Consider the following 19,781-nt stretch of genomic DNA (forward strand, 5'->3'; position numbering starts at 1 on the left):
CAGCAAGACCCGGCATGCCGGCACGGCAGTGAACGACGAGAAACGGAGTAGGTCATGACGGTTATCGGCGTAGTGGGCGCGGGTGTCATGGGCGTCGGGGTCGCCCAGAACCTGGCGCAGACCGGGCACGAGGTGGTCCTGGTCGACAAGGACGAGACGATCCTCAAGGACGCGCTGGCCACCATCCGGCACAACAGCCGCATGAGCCGGCTCATGGGCGGCCCCGCCCTCGACCCCGACGAGGTGCTGTCGAGGATCACCACCGCCGTCGGCGCCGAGGGGGCGGCCAAGGCCGACGTCGTCATCGAGAACGTGACGGAGAACTGGGACGTCAAGCGGGAGGTCTACGAGACGCTCGACGCGGTCTGCGGGCCGGACACCGTCTTCGTCGTCAACACCTCCGCGATCCCGATCACCAAGGTCGGGGCCGTCACCCGGCGGCCGGAGAAGGTCATCGGCGTCCACTTCATGAACCCGGTGCCGGCCAAGCCCGCAGTCGAGCTGATCCCCGGCTTCCACACCTCGCAGGAGACCATCCAGCGCACCAGGGACCTGCTGACCGCGATGGGCAAGAAGGCCATCGACGTCAAGGACTCGTGCGGGTTCGTCTCCAACCGGGTGCTGATGCTCACCGTCAACGAGGCGGCCTTCCTCGTGCACGAGGGCGTGGCCGACGCCGCGTCGGTGGACGAGGTGTTCCGCAGCTGCTTCGGGCACCCCATGGGCCCGCTGGAGACCGCCGACCTGATCGGCGTCGACACGATCCTCTACAGCGTGGAGGTGCTGTACGAGCACTACGCCGACAGCAAGTACCGGCCGTGCCCGCTGCTGAAGCAGATGACCGACGCCGGGCTCCACGGCCGCAAGACCGGCCGGGGCTTCTACACCTACGACGGCGCCAGCCGGCCCGTCGGCTCGACCTTCTAACAGCCCGCCTTCTAACAGCCCGCCTTCTAACAGCGCAGACACTCAAAGGAGTCATCAAATGTCAGACATCGCCAAGGGCCAGATCCTCGACTTCGTCCGCAGCCGCTACCCGCAGGCGGAGATCACCGAGTCCCAGGACATCTTCGCGCTGGGGTTCGTCAACTCGCTGTTCGCGATGGAGCTGGTGATGTTCGTCGAGAAGACGTTCGGCGTCACCATCCCCAACGAGGAGCTGCGCATCGACAACTTCCGCACCGCGGACTCGATGTCCGACCTGGTGGCCCGGCTGTCGTCGGACCTAGCCGTCCAGGTGTGACGGTGGCGACCCCGGTACAGGTGGCGCCGGACCTCGCGCCGGACACGGTCCAGGTCGTGGACCGTCGTTCCGCACGCGCGTTCGTCGACACCCACATCGCCCCGTACGCGGACTCCTACGACCAGAAGGGCCGCGTACCCGAGGAGTTGCTCGGCCAGATCGCCGCCGCGGGCCTGTGGGCCCCGTTCCTGCCGCCCGAGGCGGGCGGCGCGGGGATGGACATGGTGACCCTCGGCCAGGTTCACGAGGAGGTGGGACGCGGCTGCTCGTCGGTGCGCAGCCTGCTCACGGTGCACACGATGGTGTCGTGGGCCGTGCAGCGGTGGGGCACCTCGGCCCAGCGCGAGCGGTGGGCGCCGGCGCTGTGCCGGGGGGACGTCCTCGGGGCGTTCTGCCTGTCCGAGCCCGGCGCGGGCAGCGACGCCTCGGGGATCACCTCCACCGCCGCCGAGTCCGGCGGCGGCTGGGTGCTCAACGGCGTCAAGAAGTGGATCACCGGAGGCCAGCGGGCGGACGTGTACCTGGTGTTCGCCAGGACCGCGTCCAGCATCGGGGCCTTCCTGGTCCCGAGGGACGCCCCCGGGGTGCAGGTCCGCCCGATCGAGGACATGCTCGGAACCCGCGCGTCGATGATCGCGGAGGTGTCGTTCCAGGATGTGCGGCTCGACGGTGACGCGCTGCTCGGCCCCAGCGGGTTCACCGCGGGCATGGTGCTGACCGGCACGCTGGACCTCGGACGCTACAGCGTGGCCTCGGGTTCGGTCGGCATCATCCAGGCGTGCCTGGAGGCGTGCGCCACCTACACCGCACGCCGTGAGGTCGGCGGGTCGGTCCTGCGGGACCGGCCTTTGATCCAGGCGAAGCTCTCCGACATGATCACCGACGCGCGGGCGGCCCGGCTGCTGTGCGCGGAGGCGGGACGGCTGAAGGACGCCGGCGAGGCGTCCACGCTCATGGCCACCTGGGTGGCGAAGTACTTCGCGTCCACCGCCGCCGCCAGGCACGCCTCCGAGGCGGTGCAGATCCACGGCGCCAACGGCTGCAGCCCGGACTACCCCGTGGCGCGCTTCTACCGGGACGCGAAGGTGATGGAGATCATCGAGGGCAGCAACGAGATCCAGCGGATCACCATCGCTGGGCAGGTGGACAGGGAGATGATGTGATGAGCGTGGCCCAGGAGAGCGTCGCCGTACTCCCTGAGAAGCCGGTGCAGGGGCGCGTCAAGTGCATCGTGTGGGACCTCGACAACACCCTGTGGGACGGAGTGCTGCTGGAGGACGCCGACGTCACCGTACGGCCGTCGGTCGTTGCCCACATCCGGCGGCTCGACGCCATGGGCGTCCTGCACTCCGTCGCCAGCAAGAACGACCACGACACGGCGGTCGAGAAGCTGCGGGCGCTCGGCCTCGCGGAGCTGTTCCTCTTCCCGCAGATCAACTGGAACGCCAAGTCCGACTCGATCCGCCGGATAGCCAAGGCGCTCAACCTCGGGCTCGACGCGTTCGCGTTCGTCGACGACCAGGAGTTCGAGCTGGCCGAGGTGGCGCACGAGGTGCCGGAGGTGACCCGCGTCGACGTCGCCGATCTGGACGAGGCGCTGGCACAGCCGCTGTTCATCCCCCGGTTCGTCACCGACGAGTCCGCGCAGCGCCGCGTGATGTACCAGGGTCAGATCGCCAGGGACGAGCTGGAGGGCGAGTTCGTCGGCACCAACGAGGAGTTCCTCGCGGGCCTGAAGATGGCGTTCACCATCGCACCGGCCCGCCGCGAGGACCTCCAGCGGGCCGAGGAGCTGACCGTACGCACCAACCAGCTCAACTCGACCGGGCGCACGTACTCCTACGAGGAACTGGACGCGCTTCGCGACTCCCCGGACCACCTGCTCCTGGTCGCCTCGCTCACCGACAGGTTCGGCAGCTACGGCAAGATCGGGCTCGCGCTGGTGGAGAAGGACGAGAAGGTCTGGCGGCTGTGCATGATGCTGATGTCGTGCCGCGTGATGTCCCGGGGGGTCGGGATGGTGCTGCTCAACCACATCATGCGGCTCGCGGACGAGGCGGGCGTCGCCCTGCGGGCCGACTTCGTGGAGACCGGCCGCAACCGGATGATGCAGATCACCTACGCCTTCGCGGGGTTCCGCGAGGCGAGCAGGGACGGCGCCCACGTGGTGCTGGAGGCCGACCTCTCCAACCTGCAGCCACCGCCGCCGTATGTCCAGCTAGAGATCCTTTGATGAGGCAGAGATGACCGTCCACGACCTGACGAGCAGTGACGTGATGGGCCGGTGGCTGCCGTTCCGGGGCCAGACCGGGGCCGAGCCGGGCGCGCTGGCGCTGTACTGCCTGCCGCACGCCGGCGGCGCGGCCTCGGCCTTTCGGGTGTGGCAGCGCAAGCTGCCGGGGGTGGCCGTGCTGCCGGTGCAGCCGCCCGGCAGGGACAACCGGCTCAGGGAGACGCCGTACGAGCACATGAAGCCGTTGGTCGCCGAGCTCGCCGACGTCGTGCTCGCCGATCTGACGCTCGGCCCCGAAGGCCGCCGGTACGCCATTTACGGGCACAGCCTCGGCGCGCTGGTGGGGTTCGAGCTGCTGCGGGAGATCCGCCGCCGTGGCGGGCCGGAGGCGGCGCACCTGTTCGTCTCCGGGTCGGTCGCCCCGCACCTGTCGTTCGATCCCGGGCCGTACGTGCGGGACATGACCCGGCCAGAGGTGGTCGACCTGCTGCGCAAGCTCGGCGGTACGCCGGAATGGCTGCTGGCCGACCCCGGAGTGCTCGACATGATCCTCCCGGCCATCCAGGCCGACTTCACCGTCAAGGAGACCTACGAGTACCAGGAGGGGCCGCCGCTGGACATCCCAATCACGGCCATGCCGAGCGCCCAGGACCCGAGGGTCGACCGGAGCCTCGTCGACGGCTGGGAGGAGCACACCTCGCGGCGGTTCGCGCTGCATCCGTTCGTAGGCGGGCACTTCGCGGTCTTCGAACAGGCGGCCCTCACCCACAAGTACATCGCCGAGGCGCTGCGCAGGTGAACGTCACCGGGCCCCGGGTTAGCAGGATCAACCTCGGTCGAGTCGCTGGGAAGGCGAGCGCGACCGGGCCCCGCGTCTGGCGTATTTACCTCGACCGAGACGCTGAGAAGGCGAGCGTGGCCGGCCCCCGCGTCTTTCGGATCCACCTCGACCAGCCGGACGACCCACGCTGGTGGCGGATGCTCTCCGACGCCGAACGCGAGCGGGCGTCCCGGCTGGCGTGCTCCACCGAGCAGCACCGTTTCACGATCGCGCACGCCGCCCTCCGCGCCATCCTCGGCCGGCTGTGCGGCGTGCGCGCTCCGATGCTCGACTTCCGCACCGAGGCGGAGGGGCGGCCGTACCTGGCGCTGCCGGACGGCCGTCCCCCGCTCGACTTCAACCTGTCGCACTCGGGGGAGTGGGCCCTGGTGGCCGTGACGCCACCGGGCTCGCGCGTGGGCGTCGACGTGGAGCGGATCCGCCAGGACCTCGACTGCCTGGAGATGGCCAGGCGCATGTACCAGCCCGCGGAGGTCGACCGCCTGCACTACGCCGACCCGGCGGCCCGCCACACCGACTACTTCGAGCTGTGGAGTGCCAAGGAGGCCTACGTCAAGGCGGTGGGCGTGGGCCTCGCCGGCCTCAGGGACGTCCTGGTACACCGAGAAGCAAGCGCCCCGCACGGTACCGTACTGTCGCGTTCCCTCCCCGGAGCGGTGTGGCCGGTCCGCTGGCTCGACATCGCCCCGGGCTACTCCGCGGCGCTCGTCACCGGTCCGGGCCATAGAAAGACAAGCAGTCAGAACAGCAGTGGAATTTGCCCAGGAGCATCTTCCGTAGCTCCACCACCGATGGGCTGACCAGCCACCTCACGTAGCTTTGAGACGGACACGGGACCATCGCTGGGTAGTTCGGCAATCAGCGTGCCGAGCAGCAGGGCGGCGCCGACTGCGTCCCACAGGGCGCGGTGCGGCTCCCCACCGCCAGCGAGTTGGGTCACCTCGTCGGTGAGCTGGTAGTGGGCCAGGAGGGCGGTCAGGCTGTGTCGCCGGGTACCCCTGTGGACCAGCCGCGTCAGTTTCAGCGTGTCGATCAGCGCGGCCGGCCGGACCCCGGGGCAGCGCAGCGACAGCAGCCGCCAGTCCACCAGCACGTTGTGGCCGACGATGTACGCCCCATCCAGGCGGGTCACCAACTCCGGGGTGACGACGTCCAGCGGCGGGGCGGATGCGAGCACGTCGTCGGAGAAACTAGCCGAGATCCAGGAGCGGCGTGGGACATGCCGCTCCGGGTTCACCAGTGAGTGGTACGAGCCCGCCATGAGCGGACGGCCGGCGTCTAGCGGGACCACCCCGACTTCCAGGATGGCCTCGGTCTCGCGGTCCTGGCTGCCGGTGCCCTCCAGATCGACGGCGACCAGGGGCGCGGTCGTCCATGGCTGGTTGTGCATGGTGCCTCTCTCCTGGTCGTTCAGTCGTCGTCGTAGCGGGCGGCTGCGGCGAGCCGATCCCGCGCTTGGTCGAGCTGTGCCTGTTCTTCGGGGCTCAGTACGTAGCCTTGCAGAGCGCGGCCGTGGGCGGCGTGTACGTGCGGATGAGCCACCTCCCACACCTGGAAGCCGAGCTCGTGTTGCAGGGCGTAGCGGCGTTGCTCCCCCAGTGCGCTGGTCAGCACGTGCCCGTCCTCGACGAGGAACGGCGCGCTGGTGTCGTAGCCGAAGGACTCCAGTGCGGCCCGGAATTCCTCCTCGCTGGGCGGGCGGAGCGCCGCGGTGCATCGCTCGACTTGGGCCACCGGGCAGATGTCGCACAGCTCCGGCACGCCCAGGTGCCCGTTGTAGTCGGCCACCTGGTGGGCGTAGGTGACGCCGCACGAGGTCTTGCGGAACAGCGGTGTGGCGATCCCGGAGTCCCGCCACGCTTGCACCACGCGGGCGTCCAGCTCGCCGGGGAGCACTTTGCGTCGCTGGAAATCGTCGCCGTAGGGCACCGGCACGCCGAGTTCCCGCAGGTATTCCGCGTTCTCCTCCTTGTGGTAGTAGCCGGTGAACACGATCGCGTCAGCGTGACGGCCGACATTCAGCACCCCGGCCATCGTCTCCGGGTCATCGTTCCAACCCGGCACGATTGGCCGCCAATAGAGAATGACCTTCGTCCGCCGACGCATACGCGCCGCCCTGAGAATGGAGCTGACGGTGGTGTCGGACTTGGCGATCGGTTCGACCCGAGAGTCTTTGATCCCTGAGTAGGTGAACAGCAACGTCACCCGGACGTTGCGCAGCCCCTCCAAGAGCTCCATGTCCGCAGCCGAGACGTGGAACCTGGTGATCACGAGTACCAGGTTGGTGAGGCCGCGCCGGTCCAACTCCTTGAGGACGGCGAAGGTGTGCGGCTTGACCCCGGGCAGCATCGGGTCGGTGGCCTTGTTGAACAGCTGGATCGGCGTGGTGTCCGGCCGGAACGCCTCGTGTCCGACGAGCACCTCCACCGCCTCGGGGGTGGTGACCAGGAGCTGCGGGACCTTCTGCTCGAAGTTGCCCCAGAAGTGGCGGACGCAGTAACCGCAGTCCAGCGGGCAGCCGATGATGTGGTTCAGCGACAGGCCGGACTTGCGGTTGGTGATGATCTGCGCCATGTACGGGTCCAGCCCCGCCTGCTGCTCGGCGGGCATCACAGGCAGCACGCGGGACGCGGGGATGCTGAGGGTCATGAGGCACTCCTTACCTGGGTGAGCAAATGCCGGTAGGTGGCGCCGTACCAGATGCCGAAGTCGCGTTCGACGACGCCTTCGTGATCGGAGCTGTGGATCAGGTTGTTGATGAGCCGGTTCTCGGCCCGCGCGGTGGCCAGCGTGTCGACACCGAAATGCCTGCGGATGGTGCCCGCGTCGGCGACTCCTGGGTCGGTGTGGCCGAGCAGCGCGCGGATGCGGGGAGCGGCGCCCGGGCCGTGGCCGAGGGCCACGACGACCTGGTGGCCGACGAACAGCCGCCGTAGGCCGGCGGGGACGTCGAACCCGAACTCCGCCGATACCGAAGCGGGCAGCATGTCGTCGTAGTGGGCGAGGATCTGTTCCTCGGTGACGGTGACGGTTCTACGGCCGGTAACGGTCACCTCGCGGGCGACCCAGCCGAGCACGTCGCCGGTGAGGCCGCGTTGTACGCAGTCGGGTTTGAGCAGGATGACCGTCCACTGCGACCAGTCCACCCCGAATCACCGCCCGGCCTGCGGCATGGCCTCCGGCCAGCGGCAGCCGACCAGCCACTGATGGTTGGCGTGCAAGGCATCGAGTACAGCCGGGTCGACGGGCTCGGAAGGGTGGTGCTTGATCTGCCGGTATACGTCGAACAACAGCAGGACCTGCTCCCAGTACGGCGGGAGACCGACCCCGCTGCCGACGGGGAACCAACCCTGGTTGGTTCGCAGCTGGTTCTCCCACGCCAGCACGGTCTCCAACGTCTCCCAGGAGGTATCGGCGGGCATGACGGGACTGCTTTCGGGTGGTGGCGCGTGCTCGACGAGGATCGCGGCTGCGCGGTCCCAGTCCGGCTCATTCAGGTGCATGGAGGCCACGTGGTGGGTGTAGCTGCCCAGTGGCACCCCGAGCTGCAGGGCCGTGAACTCGGCGATGAGGGTGAAGGAGAACACGTCGCAGACCAGCCCGAGCATGGCGTCATTGCCCCGCATGAACGCCGTGGTGTGCAGCCGGCCGTCGCGGATCAGGAACTGCAGCGCCAGAGTGCAGGCCACGTCCGGGTTATCGAGGTCGGCGAACTCACCTGGCCGCATGATCACCATGGCGGCGCGTTTGCTGTCAGGGTCCTTGCCGAGCAGCTCGACGGCGCGGTCCCATTGGCTGTTCCCCCGTGGACCGAATAGGCGGGCCCCGTAGGCCGTGCCGGTCAGGTGGTAGCCGTCGAGGGACAGCGCGTACAGCCGCGGCGCGTAGTAGCCGATCATGTCGAGGTCTTCTCGGCCGGCGAGGTACCACAGGGCCTCGGCGTAGTTGAACACGATGTTGGTTTTGCGGCTGCTCAGGCGGGGGGTGCGGTGACGAGGGTCGGTGAGAGTGAAGCTGATGTCCCGGCATTCGCGGGACCGGTTGCCCCGCGAACTGATCACATGGTCAGGCCGGTTGGCGACCTCGTTCAGCACCTCCAGGTAGGCCTCGTGGAAGGTGTCGAACACGGGTGGACGCATGGGCGCTCCTATCGGTGGTAGAGGTGCACGAGCGAGGTCATGACCTGCTCGAGGACATCGACCTGGCGGGACATGCGCAGAGGATCCAGGTGGGTCAGACAGTCGGCGATCACGCGGGCGTGTTCGTCGGTCCCATCGATGCGCTCCGCCCAGCGGATACGTTCGACGACCGTGGCCGTGTCGGCGGCGTGCAACTGCGGCGGGGTGATCCGGGTGCCGCCGATCAACGTTGCCGGGGTGATCGGCAGGCATCCCGCGAGGACCGATTCGGCCAAGCGCTGGCTGATCGCCCCTACCGAGGAGTACCGGTCCGGCATGAGGAGCACGGTGGTGAGCGCGTCTTGGTAGATGCCGGTCACCTCGTCGAAGGCACATCGGCCGGTGAAGTTCACGTGCGGCCACTGTTCGGTGCGGGTCCATTTACCTGCGACGCGATGGGGAAACTGCCCGGCGGCCACCGCGAAGAACTTGTCGAAAGCCTGGTCGCGGTCGTATTGGTTACCGACGTAAGCCAACGCCAGCCGCCGGGGCCGGGCCGCGAGACGTGCGGGATCGGCAGCGTCGATCAGCGCATCGGGGATCATGGTCATCACCGACACCGCCCCATGGGCCGGGTGCACTGCCGGGTCGCAGACCACCACGTGCGGCACCCGACGCAGGGGTTCGTCAGCGGTGATCTGCCGGTCGGTGTCCCACAGCACCGTCGGGGTGCTCAGTGCATGGGTGTAGTGACTGATCAGCTTGTCTTGCCGGTGAAGGTCGCAGGTGTGCCCCGCGGTGCCGCACGGTGTGGTGTTACGGCCAGGCAGGGGCCAGCGCCATTCGCAGTACAGCAGGTCGATATCGGGGAAACCGGGGTCCCAGGTATAGGGCAGGGAGTGGCCGGCCTCGGTCCTATCCCGGTCGGCCTGCAAGAGCACGATGTCGTGGCCGCGGGCGAGCAGTTCCTCAACCTTCGCCCGGCGCCAGAACCGTCCCCCATCGGGAGTGTCAACGATGCCAGGGCCGAGGAACCCCCAGAAGCTGAACCCGATCCTCATCCGCATCCTCTTCTCGTCGGGGGTTGTGCCCGCGGCCCGGAGGGCTGCTGCTTGCGTTGGTGGTGCAGGGGGTGGACGGCGGATCCTCCCTCTGCACCATCGACCTGGCTGGGGTTTCGAGCTTCAGAGAAGACCGGCGGTGCTTAGAAGCCCCTGGTAGACGGCACGGGGACGCTGGGGAACTCGCGCTGCTCCGCGAGCGACGCCTTGACCGTGGGGACCGCTAGGGCCGCTGTGCGTTGCACAGCGGTCTGGTCTCCCGGCCGCACATCGATTGGGCGCATACCGGACAGCGATGAACTCATACCGGCGCTCCAACCAGCTCAGGGGCCAGCGGATCCGCACCACCGAGTTCACGCCACCGCTCCGCGACGGCGTCCGCAGCGCTCTCCGGTCGCTCCGCAGTGATGTACCGGAACACCTTGCGCCTTGTGGCCGCCGAGTACCGCCCGGTCCACCAGCGGTGGTGCGTGCCGTTGGTCCAGACGAGCACGTCGAGGCAGACAGACACCACCACCCGGCCGTTCGCACCGTTGATGTGGGCATCGATCTCGTGAGCAGTTCACCCGGCATCCGCAGGTCCGCACGAAGGAAATGCGTCGTCTGCTCGTCGGCGAGGAGGGCCCGCCCGTGCGAGCTCACCCTGCGATCGTTGTCCACGTACACGGTGACCACGCTCGGGTCGACCTGCTGGGCGACCCGGTGCACGTTGTCTGACGTCGGCAGGCCGGAGCCGATGTCGAGGATCTGACGGATCCCCGCCTCGGCCACCGCGTACTGCACCGCACGACCGAGAAAACGGCGGTTGTCCCAGGCGATGCGGCCGATCGCCGGATTGCTGGCGAGGATCTCCGCCGCGAGCGCGCGTTCGGCCAGTGTGGCGTCCTTGTCGTCCCCGAGGAAGCACTGGTACACGCCCGCAGGGGAAGGCACGTTTACCAGGTCTGCCATTTCTTGCGGGGTGAGCGGGACACCCCCAAGCGGCTGCTGTTTCATCATCATTGGGCCTCACCAGCGCGCATACCGTGATTGGGTTCCGCAGAACCCGCGAGGACACTGGCCACGAGACACCTCCACTGCGCGCGTCAAACGCGCCCCGGCGAGTCATGGAGAGACCATATGTAGCTATGCGAAGGGCGACGGGTACACCGTGTACCCATCGCCCTTTTTCGGAGACCGACTTAAAGCGGAATGCCGAGCCGGTTCACCATTGTGGCAATCGGCCCCTTCAAGGTGAGAGCCCGCTGCATGGCCGATTTGACCACATCCCTGGCCAGCGGATGATTCGCGACACATTCAGGGGCGATGCGATGCCCTTCGAGGAGCTCGCGCATCGCCTCGTCGTCATCACCGGCTCGGCTGTATGCCACGCTTCGGGTGATGCGATGCCGGGCGCGTCGCTCCTTGGGCAGATTGTCGATGGGAACTCCGGCAATCTTGGGCAGCGCGTCCGGGCCTGCGCCCAGCTCCACATCGACCTGCAGAGCGATCAGGGCGCGATTCTCGGGACCGAACTCGGTCATATACGCATTCCGGCCGCTTCCGACTCGATCCGCTGCGGCGGCGGCTTCCACGAGGTGCCCGGCAGCTTCTCCTCCGCGTCGCCATGTCGCTTCAATGGTCGACTCGACCAGATGCATGGTGCCCCACAGCGACCACACCTCGGGGCCGCCTTCGCCGAGCATCGGATCCAACTCATCCACGGCGGAGCTTAACAACTCGTGCGCCTCGTCTACCGCGCCGGCGGCCATGTAAACCTCGGCCTGTGTCCACCGCGTCGCGGTCGTGAGCAGCGGATCGCCTGACGATTCGGCCGCCTTGGTCGCCTGCGAGGCCGCGATCGTCGCCAGGTCGATGTAACCCAGCTTCTTCGTGGACAGCGCGGCGTCGTGCAGACCCTCGGCCATCATCCCCCACGCCCGCTCCCGTTCGGCTCCTTCTATCCCGACCGTCGTATGAGCGATGTCGACGAGCAGAAGCGGCAGGTCGGTGAGCAAGTCGCCGTAGCGGCCATGACGGGCCTGGTGATGCCCCGTATTCACCCTTTCCCGCAGCTCATCCAGAGCGAAAGGCGCTCCGGCACGTCGGCTGGGGAGGTATCCCCGCAAGAGAACCTTTCGCAGCGAGGGGATAGCGATGTGGGCACGTTGCTGATCGTGGTCGCCCGCGGTGACGTGCGGAAGTCCCAGCAGGGTGACCACCTCGACCTGGAGAGCATCCGCGATCTGCGTGATGACGGAGTAGCGATCGAGCTGCCGCTTCCCGGTTTCGACGCTTTTCAGCCATTCAGCGGAATAGCCGAGCTGCTCAGCGAGGACGGCACGATCAATGCCTCTCGCTCGGCGGATCCTGTGCACACGTTGCCCGATTGTCTCTTCGATTTCTGCCACGGGGCCGCCTTCCGAACGAGACCTCTACCGTAGGTGTCGGGGACACCCTGTACACGGGCCTAGCCTTCTTCCGGGTACACAGTGTCCCCCGGCGGTGTTTCTTGGCTACGGCACGAAGGTGTAGCAAAGTGGAAAGCGCCACGCCCTCCCGGAGGAGGACGGGGCGCTGTCAGCTGTGAAGCCAGACGTTGCTACAGGCCGGCTCAGGCTGGCCTCACTCTGGATGAGGATCGCCGACGCGGCGTCCTCGAGAGTCGCATCGTCGGGTGCCTCATATGCATACCCAGTCGAGCACGCCCTGCCGGCCAGGTTGATGAGCAGCGTGAGCAGGTCCGTGCCGGGTTCCCACGCCGGCGTCAGCATGCTGTCCCACGGCTGGCCAGCCGAATCGTGGGTGGTGGAGAAGTCGTGCCCGAGGCCCTGCAGCGCACCGCGGTCCTGGCCTTCCTGGATGGAGGTGATGAGGATGGCCCCGGGGGAAACCGTGTTGAAGGGGCGCTTGCCCTCGATCCCCGGGATCACTTCCGGAGGCACGTCTCGTATGCGTGCTGCCACACGAACGCACCGTTCTTCGCGCCGTCCAGGAACACGTCCCATTCGCTGGCGGTGAAGCGCAGCATGGGGCCGGTGGGGTTCTTGCTGTCGCGTACGGCTCTGCCTCCACCGGACAACTCGGCTACCTCAACACATGCGCCTTCCGCAGTGCTACGGGAGGATTTGCGCCAGGTGAGATCGCTGGAGTCCATGTTTCTCGCCCTCTATTCAAGTTGTTTGACTAGATCTTCAAGGTACCCCCGTGATGCGTCGGCGCTCAGCGCCGATGCTTGTAGATAGCCATACTTACGACGATAGTGAGCCAAATCCGCCGGTTTCTCCAGGAATAGGTCGCCGACCGCGCCAACCTCCACGTAGACGATGCTGGGATCCTCGGCGGCCTGGTAGTCGAGGATCGTGAACGGCCCAGTCATCGACGTATGCGCCCCTACTGAGTCAGGGAGTACCTGTATGCCCACATTCGGGCGCTCAGCCATCTGGCGCAAGTGGTGTAGCTGATGGCGCATCACGGCGACTCCACCTACCTGCTTGCGCAGTGCGGCCTCGTCGATCACCGCCCAGAAATTGGGCGCGTCCTCCCGATCGAGGCTGCGCTGGCGCGCGAGGCGTGCCGCCACTTGGCGCTGAATGTCTTCCTCTCCGAGGACTTGGCCGCCTCTCAAGACGGCTGCGGCGTAGTCGGCGCTCTGGAGTAGCCCGGGGACGACGAGTGCCTCGAAGGTCTGGATCTGGGACGCCTCCCACTCAAGTCCTACCAGCGCGCCGCCGAGGATGTCCTTGTACTGCTCCTCCCACCAGCCGCGTTTGCGGCTCTCTCGCGCCAGCGTGATGAGGGCTTGTCGTCGCGCCTCGTCGTGGATCTCGTAGCAGTCGAGCAGGTCCATGACGTCACCGACGCTCGGCAACTTCCATTCGTTTCTCTCGATCCTGGTGAGCTTGCTCGCCGGCCAGCCGAGGCGTTTCGCGACTTCTTTGGCGTCCAGTCCGGTTTCCTGCCGGTACTGGAGCAGAGCGTTGGACAGGCGACGACGTCTGACCGTGGGGCTGTACGCCATGTGGCGGCTCCAGATTCTCACGAGTGGGGGCACAAAAAGGACTTTACGGTATTTGCTTTTATTGGTATTGCAAACAGCGGTCTTCGAGGCCAGTATGAGGCTAGCCGAATCCCGCTACGCAGAGTGCTGAGTTGATTGCGTTCGTAGTTAATGCTGCGAAATGCCCAATTTTGGCAATCCCCCCAAAAAAGCAGGGCTTGCCCACGGCATGCGACGCCGGGACAAGCCCCTTAAACCGGACAGAAGAGGTCCGATCTGATGCACAACCCTAGTAGAAGCCTCAGGCCGATCCGAGTGCGCTGGCATGCCGATCAGCCGCCGATGCCGCTCGGGCGCCAGCCGTATCGGAAACGGGAGGCGGCATGAACGGGCGCGGGGCTGAGACACGGCGCAGGGGCCGGCACCGGCGTGGGGTCGCCGTCAGCGAGGTTCAGCCGCGACGGTGGGACCTGGCCAAACGAGCCACTGCCCAGCAGTTCGACCAGATCGAACCCGGCTGGTCCATCTGGTACGGCATCGGCGCGCGCCAGTTCTACGCCGCAGCGACCTGGACCACCCCCGAACCCCTGCTCGTGCGCGCCCGCACCGTCGAGGAGTTGCGCGACCTCATGCGCGAAGCCGAACAGCCCACCCCTGTATCCCGCCCGTCCCCGCGTACCCCACGTCCATCCCGAGGAGCCCCGATGCCCGAGACGCCGGGCGGTCTGCGCACCGTCTGCTGGGACCTGCCCCACGACCTGGCCATCGTCGGCAAGACCGGGAGCGTGGTGAACGAGACCCTCAGCTCATGGGCTCTTCAGGACCTCGCCGATGACGTCGTCCTGGTGGTGGGGGAGTTGCTCGCAAATGCCATCGGCTACGGCAAGCCCCCGGTCAGGCTCTCTCTGTGGGTGGAGACCAGTGAACTGTGCGTCCGAGTCACCGACCACGGCCCCGAACAACCCCGCCGCCTGGACCTCGGGGTCGACGCCGACCACGGCCGCGGCCTTACCATCGTCGACGCACTCGCCCACGAAACGGGCATCACCCAACTCCCCGACACCCCCGGCAAAACCGTCTGGGCCCGCTGGCACCTACCTCCTCAAGCAGCGGAAGCCTCCACCCGTCCATCGGTCCCTGACCCTCGAACACCTCCCACGCCGTGAGATGCCCTCGAATAGCCGCCCGCTTCGAACAAATGGGCCGATGGGCCTTGCCATTGTCAGTTCCGCACCTCAGGGGAGCACCAGGTGGGCGAAAAGGGTGCGGTGGTCGGTCATGGGCATCAGGTGGGTGCTGTACGCGCGGATCGCGATGCGCGGGTCGGCCAGTATGTGGTCGAGCGTCACCCCGGGGATGGGCTTCCACCCCTTGGCGGGCCAGGTCGGTGACAGGCCCTGGCCGGTGACGTTGGCAGCGTCCCGGTAACCCGTACCGAGCAGGCGCCTCAGCGGCCCGTGGTCCAGCGTGGCGTTGAAGTCGCCGGCGAGGACGCGCACCAATCCTCGGGGTTCGGCGGCGGGAAGTGCGCGCAGGCCCTGTGCCCAGCACCGGACCTTGTAGTCGAAGCGTGGCGCGCACGGATGCACCGACGCGACGTACACCTCCGGACCGCCGGGCATCTTGACGATGGCCTCGGCCTGGCGGAAGTTCCCGTACTCGATGACGGACCCGGCGCGGAGCGGGAACCGGGCGTAGATGCCCGACCCCCATGGCCCCTTCGCGGGCTTTCCTGCCTGGTGGGGGAGGAGATCATCCAGCCCAGCCTTCTTCAGGCTCTCCACCGCATCAGGCGTGAGCTCCTGAATCGTGAGTACATCCGGCTTCAGCCGCCGCGCGAGGCATCGGCGTGGCGTCGCCGTCACCGAGGTCCAGCCGCGACGGTGGGACCTGGCCGAACGAGCCACTGCCCAGTACCTCGACCAGATCGAACCCGCCTGGTCCATCTGGTACGGCATCGGCGCGCGACAGTTCTACGCCGCAGCATCTTCAGGCGTGGCGATCAGCCGGCTCCCTTGCTGAGACCTGTGAGCGGAGAGTGCCGACGGTGCTCCACATGTGGCTGTGGTGGTGGACGTTGCCGTCAGGGTCGCCGTCGGTGCTCAGCGGGCACGACGTGTGCCCGCACGCCCGGTAGATCGTCAAATGCGGCAGACGAGTCCATCGTGATCACGGTTCTCGCAGTGGTCGCGGCCGTCGAGGCGATCAGTAGATCGTATGCTCCCCGTGTTTTTCCCTCTCGTCGCACATGCGCCATCAGACGAGCGTGGACCCTGGCAACGTCCGTGGTGTACTCCTCGACAGGGATCAACGCAAGGACCTCATCCACAAAGGCCTGCCGGCCGGGACGGCGTGCCGCGTCCGCCATCTCCACGCCGACAAGCAACTCGGCCACGGTGATCGCGGCAATCGCCACATCATCGGCATCCCCGATCACCGCGTCCACAGAAAGCCTGCCTCGCTCCGCGGCGATCAGCACGCCGGTGTCCAGGATCAGGCGTCGGGCCACGTTTCCCTCATCTCGTCGTCGACCGACTCCCGGGCTGCCACAACGTCGGCCTCGAAATCGGCGTCGAGCGTTCCCGCGCTTCTGGCCAGGAAGGCCTTGACCATACGCCCTGGCGCCGTGGGCGCGGGGCCGATCACCGCGATTCGCTTACCCCCACGAGTGACCATGATTGTCTCCCCTCGCTCGGCCTCGTCCAGAACGGCCGCGAAGCTCCGAGATGCCTCAGTGGCAGTCATCACCTTCATGAAATCAGATTATCTGATTTGGTCGTGGCCGTCGCCTGACGCGCCCGCTCAGTCGTCGACGGCTTGTGCCGCGGCGGCGATCGGCTCGAGCTCCGCGACCAGCTCGTCGAGCTCGTCCGCGCTGAGCACGTCGTACGCCGGAGCTGCCAGCTCGTCGGTGAGGGCTTCGATCCGCTGCTTGATCTCCCGGCTGGCGTGGGTGAACCCGCCGGCGGCGTCCACGAGGCCGCGGCCGCGCAGCCCGTCGACGACAGCGGCCAGCTGTGCCCTGGGCAGGTGGTGGATCCGGCCGAACTCCTCCGCCCTCATCCCGAGGGAAAGGGCTATGAGGACGTGGGACTCGGTGCCGCCGATGCCGTGGGCGAGGAGGGCGGCGTTGTGGCCGTCCCCGCGATGCTCCCGCAGCAGCGTCGCCGCGTGCCAGAGCCTGGCCACCGGCTCCTCGGGCACGTCGAGCGCCCGGAGCCCGGCGTACAGCGCTCGGCCCTCGGCCGGCGCGCTGACCGCTGCTCGGGTGGCGAGGTCGGCGACCCGCACCAGACCGGGGGAGTCGGCAAGCTCCCCGATCCTTTGCCGCAGGGCGGCGGCGCTGCCCCGCTCGCGTACGGCGATCGCCTCCTGCGGAGTGATCTTCCCCCACACCCACGGGATGTGGCGCGCCACCTCGCCGTCGGCGAAGTTGTAGAAGACCGCGTGCACCACCTCGGCCGGCACCGGCCCCAGAGGCGCGGCCCGGCCGGCGAAGTATCCGTCCCAGTAGTTACGCATGCCGAGGGCCAGGAACTGCTCGTTGGGCACCTCGGATAAGGTGACGGTGGCGATCGGCTCGACGAGCTCGTACATGCGATGGATCTTGGCCTGTGGGTGCGGCATCGTTCGCATCTCCCTTAGTCGTGACAGCGCCCTGGTGGGCCTCTTCTCACCCCAGCGACGAACAACGTGGCACGGATTCGACAACTCCGGTCGATTCTGCCGGGCAGCGTCGCAAATATCATCCAGACTCGGTCGCCCGCTCGGTTGCCATGATGCGGCCGCGCCGTTGTCGCCGGCGGAGATGGGGCACAGCGAAACCTGCAGGGTCTGTCCCGTGCGGGCGTTGGTCCGTTCAGGTAGTGCAGGTCAGGAGGACCTGTGAATGGACACATATCTATCACGAATGGCAAACGGGCTGAGGGGTATTTCGCTATACGCCGCCTACTTCCCGTAGTTAAGGCCAGCCGTTCTCAGTGTGGTTCTGCGGCGGTCTCGTGAGGACGCATGGTTGTCTTTTTCGGTGATAGGCCGGTGTGTTTTCCGGCGAAGGCCAGGATGTCCGCGGTCAGGGCGCGTTCTTTGCTCGCGGGGGAGGCGGCGTGGGCGGTGTCGGGTTCTCGGCGCATGAGGATGGGCCGGTCACCGCTGGTGGCGTGTTGGAGGGCCGCGCACATTTTGGTGACGTGGGCCTCTCCGGTCTGCAGATCGGTTACCGCGCCGGTGAGGAGGAATGCGGGATAGCGGGCTCCGGGCGTGACGTTGTGGTAGGGGGAGTAGGTGAGTAGCCATTGGAGTTGTTCGGGTTGGGAGGCGGTACCGAATTCGTCGGTCCATGTGCATCCCAGGCCGAAGTGTTCGTAGCGCACCATGTCACATAGCGGCCCTTCGGCGATGACCGCTGCGTACAGGTCCGGTCGCTGTGTGGCGGCGGCGGTGACCAGTAGTCCGCCGGCGGACTGGCCATAGATCGCCAGTTGGTCGCGGGTGGTCCGACCGGCGTTGATGAGCCAGGTCGCGGCGTCGTTGAAGTCGCTGATCGCGCGGTGTTTGTGTGGTCCGCGGCCGGCGTCGTGCCAGCGTTGGCCTTCTTCGCCGCCTCCGCGCACGCAGGCGACCGCGTAGGTGCCGCCGGCGCTGACCCATGCGGCCGCCACGGGGAAGAACCATGGGCGCATCGGCATGCCGAAGCTGCCGTAGCCGTAAAGGAGGGTGGGGCGGGGGCCCTGGTGTTCCTCGGCTGGGGCGAACAGGAACAGCATGATCTCGGTGCCATCGCCGGCCTGATAGCGAACGGTGCGGCTGCGGATCTCTGGAGTGTGTCCCGCTATGGTGGCGCCGGTTTCCTGTTCCGTCTTCCCGCTGGCGGCGTCGTAGCGGTAGATGGTGGGGGGTGTGGTCGCGTCGCAGTAGCTGAACCACGCGTGATGTCCGTGTGGGATCTTTGCGCGCAGGGACGAGACGATTCCCGCGCCGGGAAGGGGCAGACCGCTGAGCGGCCGGCCACTGGCCAGGTCGTGCAGTGTCACGGCGGAGGTGCCGTGGCGGGCGCGTGCCACCAGCAGGAGGGGCCGCGGAAGTGCGGGGTCGTCCAGGACCAGACACTCGTCCAACGGGGCCTCGGGATCTTCGGCCACCAGCGTGCGCCATCCAGCCGGGTCGGCATCGTGCCGGTGCGCCATACAGATGCGGCCACACGGGGCCTGGTAGTCGGTGACCAGCAGCAGATCGCCGTCCGCGAGGAAGCGGGGGAGAACACGGGCGCGTAGGGTGCGTCCGTCCACGATCTTGATGAAACGCGGGGCCTCCGGATCGATGAGCTCGGCCACGTACACATCGTTGTGTGAGGCGGGCCCGACCATCGCGGTGATCGCCAGATGACGGCCGTCGGCGCTGACCGTGAGCCCGTAATAGTGGTCTGGGGCATCGTCGCCGCCGAGCACCACCGCGTCGGTCCGCCAGGGCGAACCGATCCGATGCAACCTCACCCGCCGCTGCAGACGTATGTCGCCGGAGGCCAGTTCCTCATCGGGAACACGGCTGACGTAGTAGAACGCGTCCCCTCCCGGCAGCCAGGCGAGCGAGGTGTTACGGGCGCGCGGCAACGGCCCGTCCACCGCCTCGCCGGTACGCACGTCCAGCACCATGATGTCGCTGCCGGGCTGCTCGGCGACCTCCATCTGGACAGCCACACGTTCGCCTTCGCGCGATGGCCACCAGGCGTACAGCCCGGTACGGCCGGACGGATCGATCTCTATCGGATCGACCAGCACCCGCCTGTTCCCCTCTGCGTCGGCGACGACCAGCCGCCGTTGCTCATCCCCACGCAGCTGCTCGGCAAGGAACATGACCGGACCACGCGCGATCGGAGGCTCCGACACGCCGAAGGATGACACCTGATCCACCAAAGACGCCCACGATTGCTTGTCACTCCATCCGGCGCGATACGCGCCGAAGAGACGATCCTGGGCCGCTGCCCAGTCCAGCACGCGCGGATCACCGCCGTCTTCCAACCACCGGTAGGGGTCGGAAACCGGGAGACCGAAGAGATCCTCCGCCACCTCGCCGCGCCAAGCGGCAGGGTAGAACAATCGCGCCACAAACGCCCCCGATGCGTCGCCCCGCCTTCCATGGGTAGAGGCACTGCGGCCTTGACGCACCGCAGTACCTCGGCTCACTCAGCTACGACTCGCCGCGAAGAATCTCCGCCTGCCAGCCGCGTACGCCTCCAATGCGGGCCGCCGCAGTGCTATCGCGATACGGTAGGTATCCATTCATGTCAGCCTCCCGGATTCTGGCGAT

Annotated in this window: 23 protein-coding genes; 8 read left to right on the forward strand and 15 right to left on the reverse strand. The window is 67.4% G+C overall.

What is annotated here, in order from left to right:
- Positions 1-54: 54 nt before the first annotated feature.
- From AB0O34_RS07670 to AB0O34_RS07695, 6 genes are all read left to right on the forward strand, one after another.
- A complete protein-coding gene (locus tag AB0O34_RS07670) occupies positions 55-927 on the forward strand; it encodes a 3-hydroxyacyl-CoA dehydrogenase NAD-binding domain-containing protein (protein ID WP_363913764.1) in 873 nt (290 codons plus the stop codon).
- A 58-nt stretch (positions 928-985) separates the two neighbouring features.
- Positions 986-1,243 (forward strand): acyl carrier protein, encoded by a 258-nt coding sequence (locus tag AB0O34_RS07675; protein ID WP_363913766.1) that lies wholly within the window; start codon positions 986-988, stop codon positions 1,241-1,243.
- A 2-nt stretch (positions 1,244-1,245) separates the two neighbouring features.
- Complete coding sequence (locus tag AB0O34_RS07680) at positions 1,246-2,406, forward strand: acyl-CoA dehydrogenase family protein (RefSeq protein ID WP_363913768.1); 1,161 nt, start codon at positions 1,246-1,248, stop codon at positions 2,404-2,406.
- Positions 2,406-3,476, forward strand: a complete 1,071-nt coding sequence (locus tag AB0O34_RS07685; protein ID WP_363913770.1) for an HAD-IIIC family phosphatase — start codon at positions 2,406-2,408, stop codon at positions 3,474-3,476. Before AB0O34_RS07680 ends, AB0O34_RS07685 begins: the two co-directional genes overlap by 1 nt.
- A gap of 10 nt (positions 3,477-3,486) precedes the next feature.
- Positions 3,487-4,275 (forward strand): thioesterase domain-containing protein, encoded by a 789-nt coding sequence (locus AB0O34_RS07690; RefSeq protein WP_363913772.1) that lies wholly within the window; start codon positions 3,487-3,489, stop codon positions 4,273-4,275.
- Positions 4,276-4,391: 116 nt separating this feature from the next.
- Entirely contained in the window at positions 4,392-5,117 is a 726-nt protein-coding gene (locus AB0O34_RS07695; protein WP_363913774.1) for a 4'-phosphopantetheinyl transferase superfamily protein, read from the forward strand.
- On the opposite strand, the gene AB0O34_RS07700 is transcribed toward AB0O34_RS07695, so the two are convergent.
- The 10 genes from AB0O34_RS07700 to AB0O34_RS07745 form a co-directional block, all read right to left on the reverse strand.
- Positions 5,057-5,707 (reverse strand): 3'-5' exonuclease, encoded by a 651-nt coding sequence (locus AB0O34_RS07700; protein WP_363913776.1) that lies wholly within the window; start codon positions 5,705-5,707, stop codon positions 5,057-5,059. The genes AB0O34_RS07695 and AB0O34_RS07700 overlap by 61 nt on opposite strands.
- A gap of 20 nt (positions 5,708-5,727) precedes the next feature.
- Positions 5,728-6,966: a hypothetical protein gene (locus AB0O34_RS07705; RefSeq protein ID WP_363913778.1), complete on the reverse strand. Its 1,239-nt coding sequence runs from the start codon at positions 6,964-6,966 to the stop codon at positions 5,728-5,730.
- Complete coding sequence (locus AB0O34_RS07710; RefSeq protein ID WP_363913780.1) at positions 6,963-7,463, reverse strand: nucleoside-diphosphate kinase; 501 nt, start codon at positions 7,461-7,463, stop codon at positions 6,963-6,965. The genes AB0O34_RS07705 and AB0O34_RS07710 overlap by 4 nt, the downstream gene beginning before the upstream one ends.
- 6 nt (positions 7,464-7,469) lie before the next feature.
- The gene (locus tag AB0O34_RS07715) at positions 7,470-8,456 is read right to left on the reverse strand and encodes a thymidylate synthase (RefSeq protein ID WP_363913782.1); all 987 of its coding nucleotides are present in this window, start codon (positions 8,454-8,456) and stop codon (positions 7,470-7,472) included.
- Between the two features lie 8 nt (positions 8,457-8,464).
- Positions 8,465-9,496, reverse strand: a complete 1,032-nt coding sequence (locus AB0O34_RS07720) for a hypothetical protein (protein WP_363913784.1) — start codon at positions 9,494-9,496, stop codon at positions 8,465-8,467.
- A 123-nt stretch (positions 9,497-9,619) separates the two neighbouring features.
- Positions 9,620-10,498 (reverse strand): SAM-dependent methyltransferase, encoded by an 879-nt coding sequence (locus AB0O34_RS07725; protein WP_363913786.1) that lies wholly within the window; start codon positions 10,496-10,498, stop codon positions 9,620-9,622.
- Between the two features lie 179 nt (positions 10,499-10,677).
- Entirely contained in the window at positions 10,678-11,886 is a 1,209-nt protein-coding gene (locus AB0O34_RS07730) for a helix-turn-helix transcriptional regulator (protein ID WP_363913788.1), read from the reverse strand.
- 105 nt (positions 11,887-11,991) lie between these two features.
- Positions 11,992-12,408, reverse strand: coding sequence for a hypothetical protein (locus AB0O34_RS07735; protein ID WP_363913790.1), 417 nt, complete (start codon positions 12,406-12,408; stop codon positions 11,992-11,994).
- Positions 12,405-12,632 (reverse strand): DUF397 domain-containing protein, encoded by a 228-nt coding sequence (locus AB0O34_RS07740; protein WP_363913792.1) that lies wholly within the window; start codon positions 12,630-12,632, stop codon positions 12,405-12,407. The genes AB0O34_RS07735 and AB0O34_RS07740 overlap by 4 nt, the downstream gene beginning before the upstream one ends.
- Before the next feature lie 12 nt (positions 12,633-12,644).
- Positions 12,645-13,496 carry a helix-turn-helix transcriptional regulator gene (locus tag AB0O34_RS07745; RefSeq protein WP_363913794.1) on the reverse strand — a complete coding sequence of 284 codons (852 nt, stop codon included), beginning with the start codon at positions 13,494-13,496 and terminating at the stop codon, positions 12,645-12,647.
- Between the two features lie 362 nt (positions 13,497-13,858).
- Between AB0O34_RS07745 and AB0O34_RS07750 the strand changes: the two genes are divergently transcribed.
- Positions 13,859-14,641 (forward strand): ATP-binding protein, encoded by a 783-nt coding sequence (locus tag AB0O34_RS07750; RefSeq protein WP_363913796.1) that lies wholly within the window; start codon positions 13,859-13,861, stop codon positions 14,639-14,641.
- Positions 14,642-14,710: 69 nt separating this feature from the next.
- Here AB0O34_RS07750 and AB0O34_RS07755 read toward each other — a convergent pair whose 3' ends face one another.
- Positions 14,711-15,259 carry an endonuclease/exonuclease/phosphatase family protein gene (locus AB0O34_RS07755; RefSeq protein WP_363913798.1) on the reverse strand — a complete coding sequence of 183 codons (549 nt, stop codon included), beginning with the start codon at positions 15,257-15,259 and terminating at the stop codon, positions 14,711-14,713.
- Between the two features lie 25 nt (positions 15,260-15,284).
- On the opposite strand from AB0O34_RS07755, the gene AB0O34_RS07760 reads away from it, so the two are divergent.
- On the forward strand, positions 15,285-15,497 hold the full coding sequence (locus AB0O34_RS07760; RefSeq protein WP_363913800.1) for a hypothetical protein: 213 nt from the start codon (positions 15,285-15,287) through the stop codon (positions 15,495-15,497).
- 61 nt (positions 15,498-15,558) lie between these two features.
- Here the strand turns inward: AB0O34_RS07760 and AB0O34_RS07765 are convergent, their stop codons facing one another.
- From AB0O34_RS07765 to AB0O34_RS07780, 4 genes are all read right to left on the reverse strand, one after another.
- The gene (locus AB0O34_RS07765) at positions 15,559-15,984 is read right to left on the reverse strand and encodes a PIN domain-containing protein (RefSeq protein WP_363913802.1); all 426 of its coding nucleotides are present in this window, start codon (positions 15,982-15,984) and stop codon (positions 15,559-15,561) included.
- The gene (locus AB0O34_RS07770; protein WP_363913804.1) at positions 15,969-16,229 is read right to left on the reverse strand and encodes a type II toxin-antitoxin system prevent-host-death family antitoxin; all 261 of its coding nucleotides are present in this window, start codon (positions 16,227-16,229) and stop codon (positions 15,969-15,971) included. The genes AB0O34_RS07765 and AB0O34_RS07770 overlap by 16 nt, the downstream gene beginning before the upstream one ends.
- A 48-nt stretch (positions 16,230-16,277) precedes the next feature.
- Positions 16,278-17,102, reverse strand: coding sequence for a hypothetical protein (locus AB0O34_RS07775; RefSeq protein WP_363913806.1), 825 nt, complete (start codon positions 17,100-17,102; stop codon positions 16,278-16,280).
- 350 nt (positions 17,103-17,452) lie between these two features.
- Positions 17,453-19,540, reverse strand: a complete 2,088-nt coding sequence (locus AB0O34_RS07780; protein ID WP_363913808.1) for a prolyl oligopeptidase family serine peptidase — start codon at positions 19,538-19,540, stop codon at positions 17,453-17,455.
- Positions 19,541-19,781 lie beyond the last annotated feature (241 nt).

It is taken from the genome of Sphaerisporangium sp. NPDC088356, assembly GCF_040685555.1.
Classification (GTDB): domain Bacteria; phylum Actinomycetota; class Actinomycetes; order Streptosporangiales; family Streptosporangiaceae; genus Sphaerisporangium.

What these genes read in the sequence shown, in the direction of transcription:
- AB0O34_RS07670 (WP_363913764.1), top strand. Translation starts at nt 55, where the DNA reads ATGACGGTTATCGGCGTAGTGGGCGCGGGTGTCATGGGCGTCGGGGTC.
- AB0O34_RS07675 (WP_363913766.1), top strand. Translation starts at nt 986, where the DNA reads ATGTCAGACATCGCCAAGGGCCAGATCCTCGACTTCGTCCGCAGCCGC.
- AB0O34_RS07685 (WP_363913770.1), top strand. Translation starts at nt 2,406, where the DNA reads ATGAGCGTGGCCCAGGAGAGCGTCGCCGTACTCCCTGAGAAGCCGGTG.
- AB0O34_RS07690 (WP_363913772.1), top strand. Translation starts at nt 3,487, where the DNA reads ATGACCGTCCACGACCTGACGAGCAGTGACGTGATGGGCCGGTGGCTG.
- AB0O34_RS07700 (WP_363913776.1), bottom strand. Translation starts at nt 5,707, where the DNA reads ATGCACAACCAGCCATGGACGACCGCGCCCCTGGTCGCCGTCGATCTG.
- AB0O34_RS07705 (WP_363913778.1), bottom strand. Translation starts at nt 6,966, where the DNA reads ATGACCCTCAGCATCCCCGCGTCCCGCGTGCTGCCTGTGATGCCCGCC.
- AB0O34_RS07715 (WP_363913782.1), bottom strand. Translation starts at nt 8,456, where the DNA reads ATGCGTCCACCCGTGTTCGACACCTTCCACGAGGCCTACCTGGAGGTG.
- AB0O34_RS07720 (WP_363913784.1), bottom strand. Translation starts at nt 9,496, where the DNA reads ATGAGGATCGGGTTCAGCTTCTGGGGGTTCCTCGGCCCTGGCATCGTT.
- AB0O34_RS07725 (WP_363913786.1), bottom strand. Translation starts at nt 10,498, where the DNA reads ATGATGATGAAACAGCAGCCGCTTGGGGGTGTCCCGCTCACCCCGCAA.
- AB0O34_RS07740 (WP_363913792.1), bottom strand. Translation starts at nt 12,632, where the DNA reads ATGGACTCCAGCGATCTCACCTGGCGCAAATCCTCCCGTAGCACTGCG.
- AB0O34_RS07745 (WP_363913794.1), bottom strand. Translation starts at nt 13,496, where the DNA reads ATGGCGTACAGCCCCACGGTCAGACGTCGTCGCCTGTCCAACGCTCTG.
- AB0O34_RS07750 (WP_363913796.1), top strand. Translation starts at nt 13,859, where the DNA reads ATGAACGGGCGCGGGGCTGAGACACGGCGCAGGGGCCGGCACCGGCGT.
- AB0O34_RS07770 (WP_363913804.1), bottom strand. Translation starts at nt 16,229, where the DNA reads ATGAAGGTGATGACTGCCACTGAGGCATCTCGGAGCTTCGCGGCCGTT.
- AB0O34_RS07775 (WP_363913806.1), bottom strand. Translation starts at nt 17,102, where the DNA reads ATGCCGCACCCACAGGCCAAGATCCATCGCATGTACGAGCTCGTCGAG.